14 protein-coding genes are annotated in these 16,191 nt (G+C 51.9%); 10 read left to right on the top strand and 4 right to left on the bottom strand.

Annotated elements, in window-relative coordinates; translation table 11 throughout:
* Window positions 1-30 precede the first annotated feature (30 nt).
* Window positions 31-1,095, bottom strand: coding sequence for a response regulator (locus WDY75_RS25095; protein WP_006208490.1), 1,065 nt, complete (start codon window positions 1,093-1,095; stop codon window positions 31-33).
* The gene (locus WDY75_RS25090) at window positions 1,073-2,941 is read right to left on the bottom strand and encodes a sensor histidine kinase (protein WP_063478739.1); all 1,869 of its coding nucleotides are present in this window, start codon (window positions 2,939-2,941) and stop codon (window positions 1,073-1,075) included. Before WDY75_RS25090 ends, WDY75_RS25095 begins: the two co-directional genes overlap by 23 nt.
* Before the next feature lie 194 nt (window positions 2,942-3,135).
* Here WDY75_RS25090 and WDY75_RS25085 point away from each other — a divergent pair, with 194 nt between their 5' ends.
* The 8 genes from WDY75_RS25085 to WDY75_RS25050 are packed head-to-tail and all read left to right on the top strand — an operon-like array spanning window position 3,136 to window position 11,346.
* Window positions 3,136-4,497 (top strand): ABC transporter substrate-binding protein, encoded by a 1,362-nt coding sequence (locus WDY75_RS25085; protein WP_063478740.1) that lies wholly within the window; start codon window positions 3,136-3,138, stop codon window positions 4,495-4,497.
* Window positions 4,498-4,526: 29 nt separating this feature from the next.
* Entirely contained in the window at window positions 4,527-5,492 is a 966-nt protein-coding gene (locus tag WDY75_RS25080; RefSeq protein WP_006208493.1) for a carbohydrate ABC transporter permease, read from the top strand.
* A 57-nt stretch (window positions 5,493-5,549) separates the two neighbouring features.
* The gene (locus WDY75_RS25075) at window positions 5,550-6,374 is read left to right on the top strand and encodes a carbohydrate ABC transporter permease (RefSeq protein WP_006208494.1); all 825 of its coding nucleotides are present in this window, start codon (window positions 5,550-5,552) and stop codon (window positions 6,372-6,374) included.
* A 57-nt stretch (window positions 6,375-6,431) separates the two neighbouring features.
* Entirely contained in the window at window positions 6,432-7,298 is an 867-nt protein-coding gene (locus WDY75_RS25070) for a sugar phosphate isomerase/epimerase (protein WP_063478741.1), read from the top strand.
* Entirely contained in the window at window positions 7,295-8,305 is a 1,011-nt protein-coding gene (locus tag WDY75_RS25065; RefSeq protein WP_063478742.1) for a Gfo/Idh/MocA family protein, read from the top strand. The genes WDY75_RS25070 and WDY75_RS25065 overlap by 4 nt, the downstream gene beginning before the upstream one ends.
* A 50-nt stretch (window positions 8,306-8,355) precedes the next feature.
* Window positions 8,356-9,384: a Gfo/Idh/MocA family protein gene (locus WDY75_RS25060; RefSeq protein WP_063478743.1), complete on the top strand. Its 1,029-nt coding sequence runs from the start codon at window positions 8,356-8,358 to the stop codon at window positions 9,382-9,384.
* Between the two features lie 17 nt (window positions 9,385-9,401).
* Window positions 9,402-10,190 carry a glucosamine-6-phosphate deaminase gene (locus WDY75_RS25055; RefSeq protein WP_082834304.1) on the top strand — a complete coding sequence of 263 codons (789 nt, stop codon included), beginning with the start codon at window positions 9,402-9,404 and terminating at the stop codon, window positions 10,188-10,190.
* Entirely contained in the window at window positions 10,183-11,346 is a 1,164-nt protein-coding gene (locus WDY75_RS25050) for an N-acetylglucosamine-6-phosphate deacetylase (protein WP_063478744.1), read from the top strand. Before WDY75_RS25055 ends, WDY75_RS25050 begins: the two co-directional genes overlap by 8 nt.
* A 710-nt stretch (window positions 11,347-12,056) precedes the next feature.
* On the opposite strand, the gene WDY75_RS25045 is transcribed toward WDY75_RS25050, so the two are convergent.
* Window positions 12,057-13,004, bottom strand: coding sequence for a YafY family protein (locus WDY75_RS25045; RefSeq protein WP_036641061.1), 948 nt, complete (start codon window positions 13,002-13,004; stop codon window positions 12,057-12,059).
* A gap of 116 nt (window positions 13,005-13,120) precedes the next feature.
* Here WDY75_RS25045 and WDY75_RS25040 point away from each other — a divergent pair, with 116 nt between their 5' ends.
* Window positions 13,121-13,609 carry a DinB family protein gene (locus tag WDY75_RS25040; protein ID WP_006208500.1) on the top strand — a complete coding sequence of 163 codons (489 nt, stop codon included), beginning with the start codon at window positions 13,121-13,123 and terminating at the stop codon, window positions 13,607-13,609.
* Between the two features lie 163 nt (window positions 13,610-13,772).
* A complete protein-coding gene (locus WDY75_RS25035) occupies window positions 13,773-14,441 on the top strand; it encodes a DUF4097 family beta strand repeat-containing protein (protein ID WP_063478745.1) in 669 nt (222 codons plus the stop codon).
* A 142-nt stretch (window positions 14,442-14,583) separates the two neighbouring features.
* Here WDY75_RS25035 and WDY75_RS25030 read toward each other — a convergent pair whose 3' ends face one another.
* Window positions 14,584-16,035: an erythromycin esterase family protein gene (locus WDY75_RS25030; RefSeq protein ID WP_063478746.1), complete on the bottom strand. Its 1,452-nt coding sequence runs from the start codon at window positions 16,033-16,035 to the stop codon at window positions 14,584-14,586.
* Window positions 16,036-16,191 lie beyond the last annotated feature (156 nt).

Here is a 16,191-nt window from a genome sequence, read left to right as displayed (position 1 = left end):
GGAGAACAAGCTGAAGAAGCACCCGCCGTCTCATTTTCCTCCATTCATGGCCTTACATTGTTTTCGGTATTCGGATGGTGTAAGGCCATGATATTTTTTAAATGTTTTGCTGAAATGGACATAGTCCGAGAAACCGACACGATAGGCCGTTTCCTGAGCGGATAGCTCAGGCTCCGCAAGCAGTTCCCTCGCTTTTTCCATACGGATCTGGACCAGGTATTTCACAAAGTTCATATTTGTTTCATTCTTGAAGGTACGGCTTAAATACGTCACCGACATCCCCAGTGAGTCTGCCACCTCCTGCAAGGACAAATCCTCCATCGCGTAGTTCTCCTCAATGTACCGCTTGGCTTTCACAATATTGTGGTGAGCGCCAAGATTTCTGGAGCCCTTAATTAACTCAAGCATCTCCTGAATCTTCTCTGTCATTTGACGGCGGCAGGCAGCACGGTCATCCTGCGACCACGGGTGCTCGCCGATTGTCATACCCAGCACCAGGCCGCGTTCTTCAAGCGCAGACAGCAACTCCTGCATCAGCATAGGGGCATACTGTGATAAGCTGACTCCAATAGGTCCCATCGTTTCAAAATGGGTGACCATTTCATCGGTTAGTTCTAAGGCATCCTGTTCCTCAACAGACCACAGCAGCTCAGCAAGCCTGGTTTTGTATCGCTGCTGTGCAAGCGTCCATTCCGTTTGCCGGGAGAAACTCGCCTTTCGGTTATCGAGTTCCTTGCAGGCACGTTTAAGTGTCGTATGGAACTGTTCCGGATCGATGGGCTTCAGCAGGAAATCCGACACGCCGTAGCGCATGGCCTGACGTGCAAATTCGAAATTGTCGTGACCGGACAAAATAATGAATTGCATGTGTGCATGAGTTTCTCTGACCCGGCGGATAAATTCCAGTCCGTCCATTTCAGGCATGCAAATGTCGGTTACGATCAGATCCGGCCGGCTGTCCTCCAGCATCTGAAGCGCCTCAGCCCCGTCTTCCGCCTCTCCCGTGATCTCAACCTGGAGACCGGACCTTTCGACAAGCTTTCGCATACTCAAATGAATGGCATATTCGTCGTCAATCATCATTAACCGGTACATGATGTGCCTCCTCGCTAGTCATATATGGCAGCCTGACTTCAAACTGGGTGCCTTCATCAGGCACGGACTGCACAAGGTGCAAGCCATATTCCGCACCGAAGGTAAGCTGCAGTCGTTGATGGACGTTCAGGAGACCGATTCCGCTGGTGGGTTCCTCCCCCTCGTTGCTCCGTAATTCGTCTTCCGGATTCTCGGGAGTTTGCAGGATGCCTCTTATATGCCGTCTCTTCTCCGCATTCATCCCAATCCCCTTATCTTGAATCACGACGGCAAAATAGTGTCCCTCCGCACGGGTGCTAATCCCGAGGTAGCGGGGTTTCTTACCACGGTATCCGTGGATGAACACATTCTCTATGATCGGCTGCAGCGTGAGCCTGACGGCCTTCACGCGATCCAGGTCGTGTTCATCCACATCTATATCGATCTGCAGTTTGCGGAACCGGGCACTTTGAAGATCCAGATAAAACTGGACATGCCTCATCTCCTCCCGGAGCGGCACAACCGATCCGGCATGGCCGATATTGTAACGGAACATGTGGGCAAGCGCCCGGGTCATGCGGCTGATATCCATATGATCATCCGCGATGGCATATGAATTAATAATCTCCAGTGAATTGTACAAGAAATGCGGATTGATGTGGGATTGCATGGAGCGGAGCTCGGATTCCTTCTGCCTGATCATAAGCTCCCGTTCCTTCAGCCGGGAATCGTGAACCTCCCGGATGAGCCGCTTCAATTCTCCCGTCATGCTGTAGAAACTCTGGAATACGGCAGTCATTTCATGGTTGCGGAACCGGTTCATTTTGGTAGGAAGAACAAAATCGCCCCGCTCAACACGCGCCATTAATTTTTGCAGCATGGAGAGCGGCCTTGTCAAGGATAAGGAGAAACCGCCTACAAGCGCCAATGCAATAATCATAAGCATAGCTGCGGCGGCAAGCGAGTAATTGCGCTGGGTGATCAATCCGCCGATAAGGTTGTTCAGCGGCAGATCGGCGACGACCGTCCAGCCGGTGATCTGAGAGCGTTCATGCAGAACCATTTTTTCAGTGCTGGAGGCTGCGTCTTGATGACGGAAGAAGGAAGAGTTCTGGTTCTGAATACGTGCAAACAGCCCCTGTTCGACGGTGGACCCAACCAGATTCGAGTCTGGATGGTAGATGACCTGTCCGCCTCTGCCCATAATCCAGACGTCAAAGCCGCCCAGTGAATCGTTGGAGCAGATTGCCCCGATTTGCTTCAGGTTAAGATCAACAATCAACAGGCCTTTATAGAGAAATGAGGAGTTGTCGTACAGCTTTCGTGCTACGGTAAGGGCAGGAGTTTTTCCTACCCGGCTGAGGCCGATGATCTGGAAATCGCTGAATTGGTCCAGTTGTGCCTGGAAGGATAGATTGCGTTTGCGGATTTCACTCATATCAAGCAGTCCGGGCGCACTTTCGTAATCGGTGATTTGCCGCTTGTTATCGGCGACAAGCGAGATGCCAATGATGTCGGACCGGCCGTAAATCATCTGGGCGAACAAGTCGCTCTCCACTTTAGTGGCAAGCTGAAAGTAGGCATACGGTGTGAGCTGGCTGGTCGAGAGAAATTGCTGGATCTGCGGGTTATGGATAAAGGGATAGGTGGAATTCTCCAGATTGGATATGTAGGAATCCAGAGACACATTCGTTTGCTCGATAATGCGTTTGTTCGCGCCAGCGGCAAACTGTTCAATCGCCTCAGTAGAAGACTGGTACCAGAAGCTGCCCAGCAGAAAGAAAGGAAGGCCGATGAAGAGGATGATCAGAACGAACAAGCGTTGATTAATGGTCAGATTACCGATGGATATTCCTTGGATGTTCATCGTTCTTCCGCCTTCCTGGCATTGAAGTAGGGAATGTAAGGAACATTGTAGCAAAAAAACACAAGTTGTAAATAAAAATACATGATGCCGCAGCAAGAAATCACAAGTGGGCTAAGAAAGCACATGGGCGCTGCCGATACTTATCAACTACAATCTCATTAATCCATTTCAATTGAATCAGGGGGCGAGGATTTGTGAAAAAGAGAAAAGGGTTCTACAGCTGGTTAACGGCCTTATTGCTGATATCCATGATTGCTAGCGGTTGCAGCAGTGGCAGTGAAGGAAAAGGCGGGACATCGGCTCCCGGTACCGGAGGCGACGATGGGAAGAAAGTCGAAATCCTGCTCGGATATTATTCCAGCGACAGCTCCGATGCCAAGATGAAGGAGCTGATCGAACAGTTCGAGAAGCAGCATCCGAACATTAAGGTGAAAACGCAAAGCGCGCCTTACGGCCAGTTCTATCAGAAGCTGGATACGCAGATTGCCGCCGGTCAAGCACCGGATGTGTGGCTCTCCGACGGCGTATACGTGATGAAATATGCCCAGCGCGGCGCGGCCAAGGATCTGACCGATTGGATAGCCAAGGATCTGAAGGCGGATGAATATTACGGTCTCGATTTCAACAAGGACGCAGACGGGCGCTATTGGGGCGTACCGCAGGGCATTCAGGTTGGCGTTCTGTTCTACAACAAGGATCTGTTTGATAAAGCAGGGGTCGCGTATCCTTCGGATGAGTGGACCTGGGAGGACCTGAAATCATCGGCTGCCAAGCTGACGGTGGATGCGGGCGGAAAAACGGCCGAGGACAGCGGTTTTGACGCCGCAAGTGTCAACCAGTTCGGACTTACCTTCTTCAGCATTACCGAAGGCTGGTTCTCCGTGATGAAATCCTACGGCGGCGGTGCTCTTGATGAGAAGGCGGAGAACTCCATCATCCATTCACCCGAGAACAAGCAGGCGTTTGAATGGATGGTTGACGGCATGCAGCGCGGAATCATTACGGATCCGGTAGATCTGAAGAGCTTCCAGAGCAATACCGCCGTATTTCCAAGTGGATCGGCTGCCATGCGGATCGGCATTTACGCCCGGGTGCAGGCAGCGAATGAAGCGGGCCTGAATTATGATGTAGCGCTCCTGCCTAAGGGTCCGGACGGGAAGCGGGTATCTCCGGTGATTGCGAATTCATGGGTCATTAATCAGAAGTCCGGTGAGGAAAAAGCGGCGGCTGCCTGGGAATGGATTAAATACTGGGCTACGGAGGACGAGGTGCAGAAGCAATGGACCGAGCTTGGCGAAGCCGTGCCGGTGAAGAAATCCGTAGCGGAATCCGAAGTGTTCCTGAAGGCCGGAGAACAGCCGGCTAACCGCCAGGCATTCCTGGATAGTCTGGAGTTCGCGCAGACGCTCGACAACAATGCGGTGTGGGAAGAATGGGTCGGCAAATTCAATGAGAATGCGGAGCGTGCTTTCCTGGGCGATACCGGAATCGATCAAGCTTTAAGTGATGCGGACGCAGCTGTTCAAGCGGTCCTCGATGATTTCTATAAAAAATAGAACAAGGCTGGAAGAAAGGCGGGAGTGAAATGGGCAATATGCTAAACGACAATGCAGCACTCAAAGCCGATCCGATGCCGAAAGGAAAGCCCGCCCGAAAACGGAAATGGGATCATGAGGGGAGATGGGGGCTGCTTATGGCTTCCCCCTATCTTCTCCACTTTATTATTTTTGTGGCGGGTCCTCTCGCTGCATCCCTGTACTTCAGCTTTTCCGATTACGATATGCTGAATCCGCCCGAGTGGAGCGGACTGGACAATTTCCGGCGCATGGCCGGCGACTCGATGTTCTGGCGTTCGTTATGGAACACACTGTATTTTGCGGTCCTGTTCGTGCCGCTTCAGACCTTCCTGGCGCTTGTGCTGGCCGTAGCGCTGAACCAGCGCTTGAAAGGGCTTAAATGGTTTCGAATGGCCCACTTTATTCCGGTCATATCCTCATGGACCGTCATCCTGTACGTTGCTGATGCCGTATTTAATCCTCGCTTCGGTCTGGCGAACACACTGCTTGCCAAGCTGGGGCTGGCGGGGCAAGGCTGGCTGCAGGACCCGAAACTCGCCATTCCGCTGCTCGTTTTCATCGCGGTCTGGAAAGGGATCGGTTATATCATGGTCATTTATCTGGCAGGTCTGCAGAGCGTTCCCGGGGATTTGTACGAAGCCGCAGAGATAGATGGTGCAGGGGCTTTGCGCAAATTCCGCTATATTACGGTGCCGTTGATCTCGCCAACGACCTTCCTGGTTGTCATCATGAGTACGATCTCCACGTTCCAAGCGTTTGAGCAGATTTACGTGTTGACTGGCAGAGGGGACATCAGCTCGGCGGGAGGTCCGAACAACTCCAGTCTGGTGATGATGCTGTATTTATACCGGGAAGGCTTCACATTTATGCGTATGGGTTATGCTTCCGCCATCGCCTGGGTGCTGTTCATGATTCTGTTCCTGTTGACGCTGGTACAGCTTAGAGCCCAGAAGAAGTGGGTGCATTATGATTGATCGAGTTGACAAGAGAACGCATCAGGGGAACAGCGCCAGAGCGAAGGAGGGACATGAATGAGAAAAAAGCTGCTGGGAAAGAGTTTCGGATATGTACTGATCGGGATCAGCTCCCTGATCATGATCGTGCCGTTTCTGTCGGCGCTCATGAATTCACTTAAAACCTATAAGGAATATACAACGGTTCCGCCTCGCTGGATCCCCGAGGTGTTCCAGTGGTCCAATTACGCGGACGTGTTCAAGCTGGGGAACATTGGCGGATATACGCTAAACAGCATCTTTGTCGCGTTATTGTCTGTTATCGGCGCCCTGATCTCCTGCTCTATGGTCGGTTTTGCATTTGCGAGACTGCGCTTTCCACTGAAAAGCGCGCTGTTCGTGCTGGTGCTCGGCACGATGATGATTCCGGCGGTCGTAATCATCATCCCGCACTTTATTATTTTTAATAAGCTGAACATGCTGGATACCCTCACGCCGCTGTGGATCATCGAATGGCTGGCTCAGCCGTTTGGTATTTTCCTCATGAGGCAGGCTTTCATGAATATACCTAAAGAGTATGAGGAAGCGGCCAAGATGGAGGGCTGCAATCCGTTCCAGATTTATATGCGGATTTTTATTCCGATGGCCAGGCCCACGCTTGCGACGCTAGCGATCTTTACGTTCATGGGCAAGTGGAACGAGATTCTGACACCTGTCATTTATTTGACCTCTAATGAGAAGTATACGCTTCCCATCGGAATTCTCTCCTTATCCGGACAGTGGACCGGGAATGAGCAGCTTATGATTGCGGCAGCACTGGTCAGCCTGGTTCCGATCCTGCTGGTCTTCCTGTTTGCCGAGAAATATTTTGTACAGAACCACAACATGGCCGGGATTAAATAATAGTGTTCGTTCAACGATTCGAGAAGGTCTGGCACAGAGGAAAGGGTGAAAGAGAAGATGAAAATAGCGGCATTCAGCGGATCACTCATTGATTACAGCATTCATGAAGCGATGAAGGTTGCGGCTGGGCTTGGTTTTGACGGTATCGAAATCGCGAGCCGCGAGCCGCATTTAAGCCCGGAGAGCTCCCTTCCGCGAGTCCGCGAGATGAGAAGCATTGCCGAGGGACACGGTCTGGAGATTCCGGCATTGGCAGGTTATATGGGGCATTTCTCGACAAGCGGAGATGCGGAATGTGCCGTGGCCTATGATCAGTTTCTGGGACTGCTTGAACGCGCGGTGGAACTGGAAGCGGACATGATCCGCATCTTTCAGGGAGGGCCGAATGCATTCCTGGCGGAGGACTATCATTATGCCAAGGCTGCTTACTGGATTCGGCGATGTGCAGCGGAAGCCCGTGCGGCAGGAAAGCGCATCGTATTGGAGATTCACAATCAGAGCCTGGTGGAAACCGCGGATAGCGGCCTGCGATTGTTGGATATGATCGGCGAGGAGCATGTCGGCCTCATTCATGACGCGGGGAATATGTACATCACAGACACGGAATTTGGGGAAGAGTCGATTCGGCAGCTTGGAAGCCGCCTGTTCCATGTGCATATCAAGGATGAGAAGCGGATCGGGCAAGGAGAGGCCCCGGGGACATTCAAGAATGTAACCCGTCACGGGGAAGAATTCTTCCTGCAGTGCCGGCTGGGTGAAGGAGAAGTGGACCACAGCGGGCTGCTCCGAGGGCTTCGGGAACAGGGCTACAAGGGCTGGCTGACGCTGGAATGCGCAGCGCCTTATCCGCCGAAGGAACGGCTCGCTTATGATCTGAGGATCATCAGGGAGTGGCTGCAAGCTGTGGAGGTGTCGGCGGGATGATGGGGAACGGACGGAAATTTGGTATTATCGGCTGCCAGCATGCCCATATCGGCATATTTATTGAGGAGATGCAGGCGCTTGGATGGGAATGCGCCGGGTTATATGAACCGGACCATACGGTATTAGCCTCTTCGCTTGCCGAGCGTTATGGTTTGGAACTGATCGGGGATCGGGAGTCTCTGCTCGCCGATGAACAAGTGATGGTCATCGGCTGCGCGGCGATCAACCGTGAGAAGATTGACGTCATCGAGCTGTGCGAGCAGCGCGGTAAACATATTATGATCGACAAGCCTGCAGTGACGGATCGGGCAGGGCTGAGCCGTCTGCACGGCGTCCTGGAACGCGGCAGGATCGAGGTGGGCATGATGCTGACCGAGCGCTTTCGTTCCTCCATGTATACTGTCCATCGGCTGATCCAGTCCGGCGAATTGGGGGATATCGTTCATATTTCGATGCGCAAGCCGCATCGGCTGAATCCGGTTACCCGCCCGGCATGGCATTTTGACAGAACGCAATCCGGCGGCATTCTGAATGATCTCCTCGTTCATGATTTTGATCTGCTGCGGTGGCTGACAGGCCGGGAAGTGAAGACGGTATCCGGTTATCTGGCGAAGCATATCCTGCCGGAATACCCGACCTTCTATGATGCGGCAGGCGTTCAGGTGTTTATGGATGGCGGCATAACGGCACAGCTCTACGCAGACTGGCACACGCCGGCAGGCAGCTGGACCTGGGGAGATGGCCGAATATTCATTACGGGTACGTCAGGCATCGCGGAAATTCGGCTTGAAGGAGACCCGTTATTGTCGCGAGACGAGGTTGTGCTGGTTATCACCAATCAGGAGCTGCGTTCTGTGCCGCTGGAGGCGCCGCCGTTCTCGCTTGCGCAGGATTTCCTGAATCGGGTGGAGGGAGAACGCGGCTTGATCTCTCATCATGATATTTACACTGCTTCGGAGGCTACTGTAGCGGCAGACGAGGGAGCACAGATCATTTGCCGGGAATAGGGAAGGCGCAGTCTTGCAGACCAGAACGTAATGGAGGAGGAACGGACAACATGACAGAGAAAAAGTCACCGGTAGGATTCGGTTTGATTGGCTGCGGCATTATTGCGGATATTCATGCCCAGGGCATCCTAAATACGGAGGAAGCGGTGCTTGCCGCCGTATACGATACGAAACGGGATTCAGCCGTCAAGCTGACTGAGAAGTATGGTGGAGATATATGCGGCAGTATGGAAGAGCTGCTTGCGCGCGGTGATGTGGAGGTGGTCTGCATCTGCACGCCAAGCGGCATGCATGCAGAGCAGACAGCGATGGCTGCGCAGGCGGGCAAACATGTGCTGGTGGAGAAGCCGATGGCGATCCGGCTAGACGATGTGGAGCGCATGATTGAGGTATGCGCAGCGAACGACGTGCTGCTTGCCACCGTCTTTCCACGCCGGATGTCTCCGCAGGCAGCATATGCCCGGCAGGTCATCTCGGAAGGACGGCTGGGAAAGCTCAGTTTATGCTCGGCGTATGTCATGCTTTACCGTGATCAGGCCTATTATGACAGTGCAGGCTGGAGAGGGACCTGGGCGATGGACGGCGGAGGAGCGATGATGAATCAGGGGATTCACACCGTGGATATGCTGCAATGGCTCGTTGGACCGGTTGCCTCCTTATCGGCAAAGGCGAAGGCGGTCCTGCGCCATATCGAAGTCGAGGATACGGTCATCGCGACACTTGAATTTGCGAATGGCGCGCTCGGCGTTCTGGAGATAACAACAACGGCCCGCGACGGTAAAGGGCAGCGGCTAGTAATCCATGGGGATAAGGGAGTGCTCGTCATTGAAGAAGATACGATTGTGTCCCTGGAGATCGAAGGGGAGCAGGTACAGCTGCCCGAATTCGAGCCGTTCAAAGTAATACCTGACGGTCACCGTCTGCAAATTCAGGATATGGCGCATGCCGTACGCGAAGGGCGCGAGCCTGTAGTTACCGGGGAGGAAGGCAGACACTCACTGGAGATTATTCTGGGCACCTATGAAGCGTCCCGGCAGCGCAAGGAAATCGAACTGCAGACCGGAACGCCGGCATTGTAAGAATGGAGGTAATCTACATGTCCCAGCACGGCATGAAGCCTGTTCAGGAAGAGATTAGAGATCGGCTGAGGGTCTGTGTTCATGATCACCGCGGAGCGATGGGCAAGGCGGCAGCCGCGGATATCCATGCGGCTATGAAGCGCCTTCTGGCTGAGAAGGAGCGTATCCGAATCGTATTTGCGGCTGCCCCCTCCCAGAATGAATGCCTGGCAGCGCTGGTTCAATCGCAGGGATTGGACTGGAGCCGGGTAACGGCTTTTCATATGGATGAATACATCGGTCTGCCCCGGTCTGCGCCTCAGCGATTCGGAAGCTTCCTCTCCCGGAGCTTGTTTGATCGGGTATCTCCAGGGGAAGTGCATCTACTAGACGCGATGAATGATCCTGAAGCAGAATGCGAGAGATATGGTCGGTTGATTCGCGAGTCACCGATCGATATGGTGGTTCTGGGTATTGGCGAGAATGGGCATATCGCCTTCAACGACCCGCCGGTGGCTGATTTTGCCGATCCGTTATGGGTGAAGCAGGTCAAGCTGGATCTGGATTGCCGACAGCAGCAGGTGAACGATGGCTGCTTTGCCAATCTGGAGGAGGTCCCGAAATATGCACTGACACTTACCATCCCGGCTTTAATGTCGGGTGCCCAGTTGTTCTGCGTTGTTCCCGGTGCGAGCAAGCGAGCGGCGGTACAACGGGCGCTGTACGGCGAAATAAGCGAAGCCTGCCCGGCGAGTATACTTCGGCAGCATCCGGATTGCACGCTGTACGTGGATCGGGATTCGTACGGGGATATCCGGAATGGATAGCCAGCGTTGTGTTCGCACAGGCCTTCATTATGCATCGGAAGAGCGGATTCAGGTCACATGGAGCCCTGATGGCCGAATAGACAGCCTGCTGCCTGGGGAAGGCGAAGAGACGATATGGATCGCGCCCGGATTAATCGATCTTCAGATTAACGGCGGTTATGGATATGATTTGAATTCGCTGCCGCTCACAACGGATACGGTCATTCAGGTAACCCGGCGTTTATGGGAGAAGGGCGTAACGCTGTATTACCCAACCGTCATTACCAACGGCGATGATGAAATCGAACAAATCCTTCGTGTTATCGACGCGGCTTGCCTGGAGGATGAAAGGGTCGGTTCAACCATTGGCGGGGTTCATGTGGAAGGACCGTTCATTTCATCGGAGGAAGGGCCCCGGGGAGCGCATGATTCCCGGTTTATCAAGGCTCCCGATTGGGGACTGTTTACAAGATGGCAGGCAGCTTCGGGGAACCGGATTCGTATCCTCACGTTATCGCCGGAGTGGCCGAATGCTGCGGATTTTATCCGAAAGTGCGTTTCATCGGGAATCGTTGTATCCATCGGTCATACCGCCGCTACGCCTGCGCAAATCCGGGAAGCGGTGGCTGCTGGAGCGACCATGTCTACTCATCTCGGCAATGGTGCGCATCTGACGCTGCCGCGCCATCCGAATTACATATGGGAGCAGCTTGCGCAAGATCAGTTATGGGCAGGTATGATCGCGGACGGTTATCATCTGCCGGATTCGGTCATCAAGGTGATTCTCCGCGCCAAGTTGACCAAAACTCTGCTCGTAAGTGATGCCGTCTATTTAAGCGGGATGCCGCCAGGAGAATACGAGACCCATATCGGTGGCGACGTCATCTTAACGCCGGAAGGCCGATTGCATCTTGCCCGCAAGCCTGAACTGCTGGCCGGTTCAGCCATGATGCTTCTCGAAGCGGTGCAGAGGCTGGCGGAGTCGGGACTGTGTTCATTCCCCGAAGCTTGGGATATGGCTTCAATGCTGCCGGCCCAGGCGATGGGGCTGACGGATTATGATGGGCTGAAGAGAGGAGCAAGGGCCGATTTCGTGCTGCTCGAGAAGCGCGAGGGGAGTCTTCGCGTACTGGAGACCGTCAAAGACGGCCATTCGGTATATCGTGCGGAGGGCTAACGGATTTAATTAAGTAGAGACAAGGAATTAAACCATTCCCTGCCAAGCAGACATGAACCCTTGGGTGTTTGCTTTGGCGGGGATTGTTGTTGTTCTGCACGAATATTCGCTTGAAAGTTTATGTATGATCTCCATGCGGGGATAGTTTAGAATAGGGAATCATATAGAGCCATATGATATTCTCTTGGTTTAATCCTTATCACAGCGAAGCAAAAGGAGGTTATCACACTGAATCGGAAAGTTTCCGCTGCACGTAAAGTTTCCACCAGTACATTCATTTTGCCTGTTATCTTATTCATCATAGAGGTTCTGTTTGTCCGTGACGGGCACTGGTTTCACTATTACGGCCTTGTTTCTACTGTCGTTATCCCGCCATTCGGTATCGTATTATCCATACGTTCCTACGGGAGAACCGATTCGAACAGGGACCTCCTATTAATCGCTTGCAACGTGCTTGCGCTATTATCTTATTTTATCTATACCTTCTTAGGATATCTAATGATGGGCCCGTAAGAAATGAACACTTTTCTCAAGGACCGTGAGTCCGCGCTTGCTGCGCTTCACCGTGTTGAATAGACGAAGAGTCAACAGTCTAAGCATAGGCAGACTCTGCCGGTAGCGGCTTCTGCAGAACCTTGGGATGGATGGTGAACAAGCTGCTGCCGTTTTTTTCATTTATGAGGCTGGTTTATCAACATTCATCCATTCCTCTAGTCATACTTCGCCATAATCTCGTTCAATATCCCCTTCATGCACTCCACCAGTTCACTCGGCTCCTTCACGGTAGCTTCATTCCCTAAGCCGATAAAAAATTTGGCAAAATACATAAGCTCGCTGCTGGGGACGTTCTGGTTAAGCTGTCCGCTTCCATCCGGCGTTATATCCATATGAGGAACATGCCATAATTCGGACTCGCAGCGCCGAACGCCTTCCCTGCTCAGATCGACAATCATCCGGATATACACAGGCTTCTCTGACCCATGTTCCTCCCAGTTTCCAAGGTGGATATGACGGTGGTCGAGCGGCTCGATTCCGGTTGAATCATTAGCGACGGATTGCATTCGGTCACAACGGAACAGACGAAAGTCCCTGCGTAGAAAACAATATGCGGGGCAATACCAGAAGCCGTTGCTGGCATAGATGCCTACGGGCTGGATGGTTCGCTCCGAATAGCCGTTTTTCGTTTCATATTGCATCGTAACCACCCGCTGATCCACGGATGCTTCCAGCAGAACTCCAAGATATTCGGCTTTCTGCTGTCTTGTGTGCGTTAGAAAATCCACCCGGTTCTTCATCTGGTCAATGCGGTCCCGGACGTCACCCGGCATATAATAATAAAATTTCTGAAGTGCGGTAGAAGACTCGGCCTCGAAGGGAAGAAATAGATAGTGGCGCAAGGCGTGACTGGCAAAAAACATCGCAACGGCTTCTTCCTCGCTGAAAGCAATCGGAGGAAGGATCCGCTCCTTCAACACCTGGTACCCGCCGTGCGGACCTACCTCCGAATACAGCGGCACTCCAAGCTCGCTCAGTTCCTGAAGATCTCGCAGTATCGTACGGGGAGACACATCGAATTGATCAGCCAGCTGTCGCACGGTAAATTTCCGCATCCGGTTTACGGTCATCATCAGTTCCATGAGACGTTTGGATTTGGACATAATATCAGCTCCGTATACTTTGATGACTATGACAATAGTTGTCACTATTATACTCTATACTCATGTTAGAACCTAGATGTTCCCCTAACCCCAAATAAGAAAGAGGAGTGAAGACAATGAGTGATTTAAAGGAAATGAAGCAGCTGCTGTTCGAGGAACTGGAGCACATCGTGAAGACAACCTCCAATCTGATTGCCAAAATTTCGGCAGAGGATTGGGATTACAAGCCGGCTCATAATATGAGGTCGCTTCAAGAACTGGTGCACCATCTCGTATCCGTGCCTGCTGCCGATTTATTGATTTTGCAGGAGAATAGTGAAGAGCAGATTCGAGAGCTTGAAGCGAGTATTGCTGCCGACGGCGGGGACAAGGACAAGCTTATGGCTTGGATGAACAGGGGACTTGCGGATGTAAAGTCGTATATGAGCGGGTTGACAGATGAAGAGTTTATGCAGAAAAAAACCAAGCCCTTCTACTTGGAGCATGGCTCCACGCAAGCCAAGTGGCTGATTGAAATCGTTACGCATGCCCAGCACCACCGGGCTCAGATGTTCAATTATCTCAAGGCCCAGGGTTATGAAGTGAATATGTTCGATTTATATTAGACAAGCCGCTGACCCGAATAAGCTCCATTCTTGCACAGGAGGAGACACCGCTATGAGGCGGTGTTTTTTTTTGTGTTTTTTGAAGGGAAGAAAAAAATGCTTGAAGATGACGTAACGTCACCTAATATAATGGCATCAACGTTGATAAGGGGTGGAGATAGAGATGAAACGATATACAGTTGCGATATTAGGGGTCCTGAGTTTGTTTCTGCTCAGTGCATGCAGTTCAAACGGTGCAAGTGAAGATACCCAGATTGTATCTCTACAGCAAATTGAAGTAGTAGAGATTGAGCATGGCAGCACAAGCTTGCATGTGGAGACAGCGGACGTGGAAGCATTGGAAGTTTTGCTGCTCAGCCATAACAAACCCGCGAAGGCCGTTGTGGATCAGGCCGACAACCAAGTAAAGATCCATTTAGACAATGACATCACCCGCATGTTGAATATCGGCAGGATGCCGCAGCTAAAGGTTCGAATTCCGCAGGATTATGCAGGTAAAGTTCAGATAGAGGGCTCTTCCGGCAATGTAACAGGTACCGGATTGCAAAGCCAGAGCCTGCAATTAAAAGGAAGGAGTGGTAACATCTCGCTGGCCTTTACGAGTATCGATCATGATGTGGATGTGACGGTCAAAAGCGGAAACGTCAACCTGAAGCTGGGAGAAGAAACCCCGAATGCCGAATGGCTCTTGCAATCGGGGAGCGGACGCCGGTCTGTCTCTCTCCCTTTGGAGGACAGAAGTGAAAGCAATCGCAAGACCGAGGGCCGATCAGGAGATGGCACCTATAAAGTGAAGATCAAAACCGGCTCGGGAAACATTACGATACAATAAAATAACGCAAAAACATCCCCTCGTCTGTCCTGTTTCCAGAGTCATGGATCTCTTTGAACCCTGTGGAAAAAGGACAGTTGGGGGATATTGCACGCAATGGTTTAACACCAGTGATAACTAGAATAATAAGGGTGATTGCATATTAATCCTCAGCAGGTGCGGAAGACTTCGACGAAGCGGATGATCTTATATACTCCGGCGGCTTCACGTTATCAATAAGCAGAATGCCGTCGTATTGATCACGGGGCACGAAGCTCTCTGGAATCATGCCCCAGCTGTAGGCAAACCGCGGTTCGAACATCCATGAGTTTCCGGACTCATGGTTTCTGTAACGCAGATCTATAAAGGTATATGGTGCGCCTGCAGCTGACAGAATGGATTCCATGGAACCAGGCTCTGCCGGCAGAACGTCATGCACATTGCCCATGTTATCCGCGGTTTGCCCGCTGGCCGGGTACAGTCCAAGGACATAACTGTATTTTTTCATCTCATCGGATAGTTGTTCTCCCATTAATGCAACCGGATACGGAGAGCCCATCACTTCGGTCTGAGCCTTACGGATGTGATCGTTATGTCCCCAGACGATGAATTTCTCGGTAGGGTACACTTCGGTAGCCAGCCACATGAGGTTATCCAACATCGCTTGATCTCGCCATTCCATCGATTTAAGGAACGGGGTATAGTCGCCGCTTTCCATGCCAAGCGTAGACTCGATGGAGATTTCCACATACTCCTCAGCAACCCGAATCCGGTCGTTTAAGCTTCTCTCCAGCAGCGCGGACAGCTTAGGGTTATCCGGATAAAGCAGCTTCAGATGAGCCTCGTTAGCCTCTGTTTTCAAGGATTTCAGAGCGTCCTTGTAAACTTGAATGAGCTGCCTCTTCTCTTGGCGGTAAGCTGCAAGATCTGTACCAGCGGAGTAGCCGGAGAGTTTCTGCTCCGCTTCCGCAAGACGCCCAGCCATAACCTTATCCTTCAGCCACGCTCCGTCAAACAAAGGATTTTGCAACTGTATATCAAAACCTGTCAATACGAGCGGCTGCTCGCTCTTTCGGGAGGTTTTGATATATTCGAACAATGGCATGATTTCCTTGGACCACCAGACGCCGAAGATGGAATCTTTCATGGTTTGCTCTGCGCTCTGTTGTCCAGCTTTGCCGTATGCGAGAGAGGTATTTCCGAGACCGCTCTCAAAAGCCAGCACATGGTATCCCATCTCTTGATGAAGGAACTGAATCAATCGGGTTTTTGCAAGATTGAACTCGGCAACGCCGTGGGAACTCTCCCCCAGGAATACAAAGCGTTTGTCGTGCAGCAAAGGCTTCAGCATGGCCAGATCCTTGAACGGAGTGGTTCCGTTGTTCGTACCCGCGGGCTGTATCGTATCCAAGCGGTATGCGTGGTCCTTGGCCCAGTTCCCCCACTCGGCTATTTTTTCATCCGATGTTCGGGCAGTCTTAACTTCTGTAACCTGTCCTTGGATGGCATCCGGGGGAGAAGCGTACGCTTTTCCGTCAGGGATCAGGGATGTGCCCAGGATGGAGGCGGTGAGCAGGCACAAGGTGAATGCTTTGCTTGTTTTATGTAATGGCATGATAGATGAAGTCACTCCTTATAGGATGATCTGGATTAAATGAACGGTACTTAATTGTTGAACATACATAGTAAAAAAAACTCGTCAGGATGTTTCTGTGCCCTGGGTATGGTAATTGATCTTGGCATCCCCTCCTTAATATGGTCACGAATACGG

Origin of the sequence: Paenibacillus glucanolyticus (assembly GCF_037333485.1) — a bacterium.
Taxonomy (GTDB): domain Bacteria; phylum Bacillota; class Bacilli; order Paenibacillales; family Paenibacillaceae; genus Paenibacillus_AQ; species Paenibacillus_AQ glucanolyticus.
The sequence above is the reverse complement of the archived record's forward strand: the minus strand, read 5'-3'. Positions and strand labels throughout refer to the sequence as shown.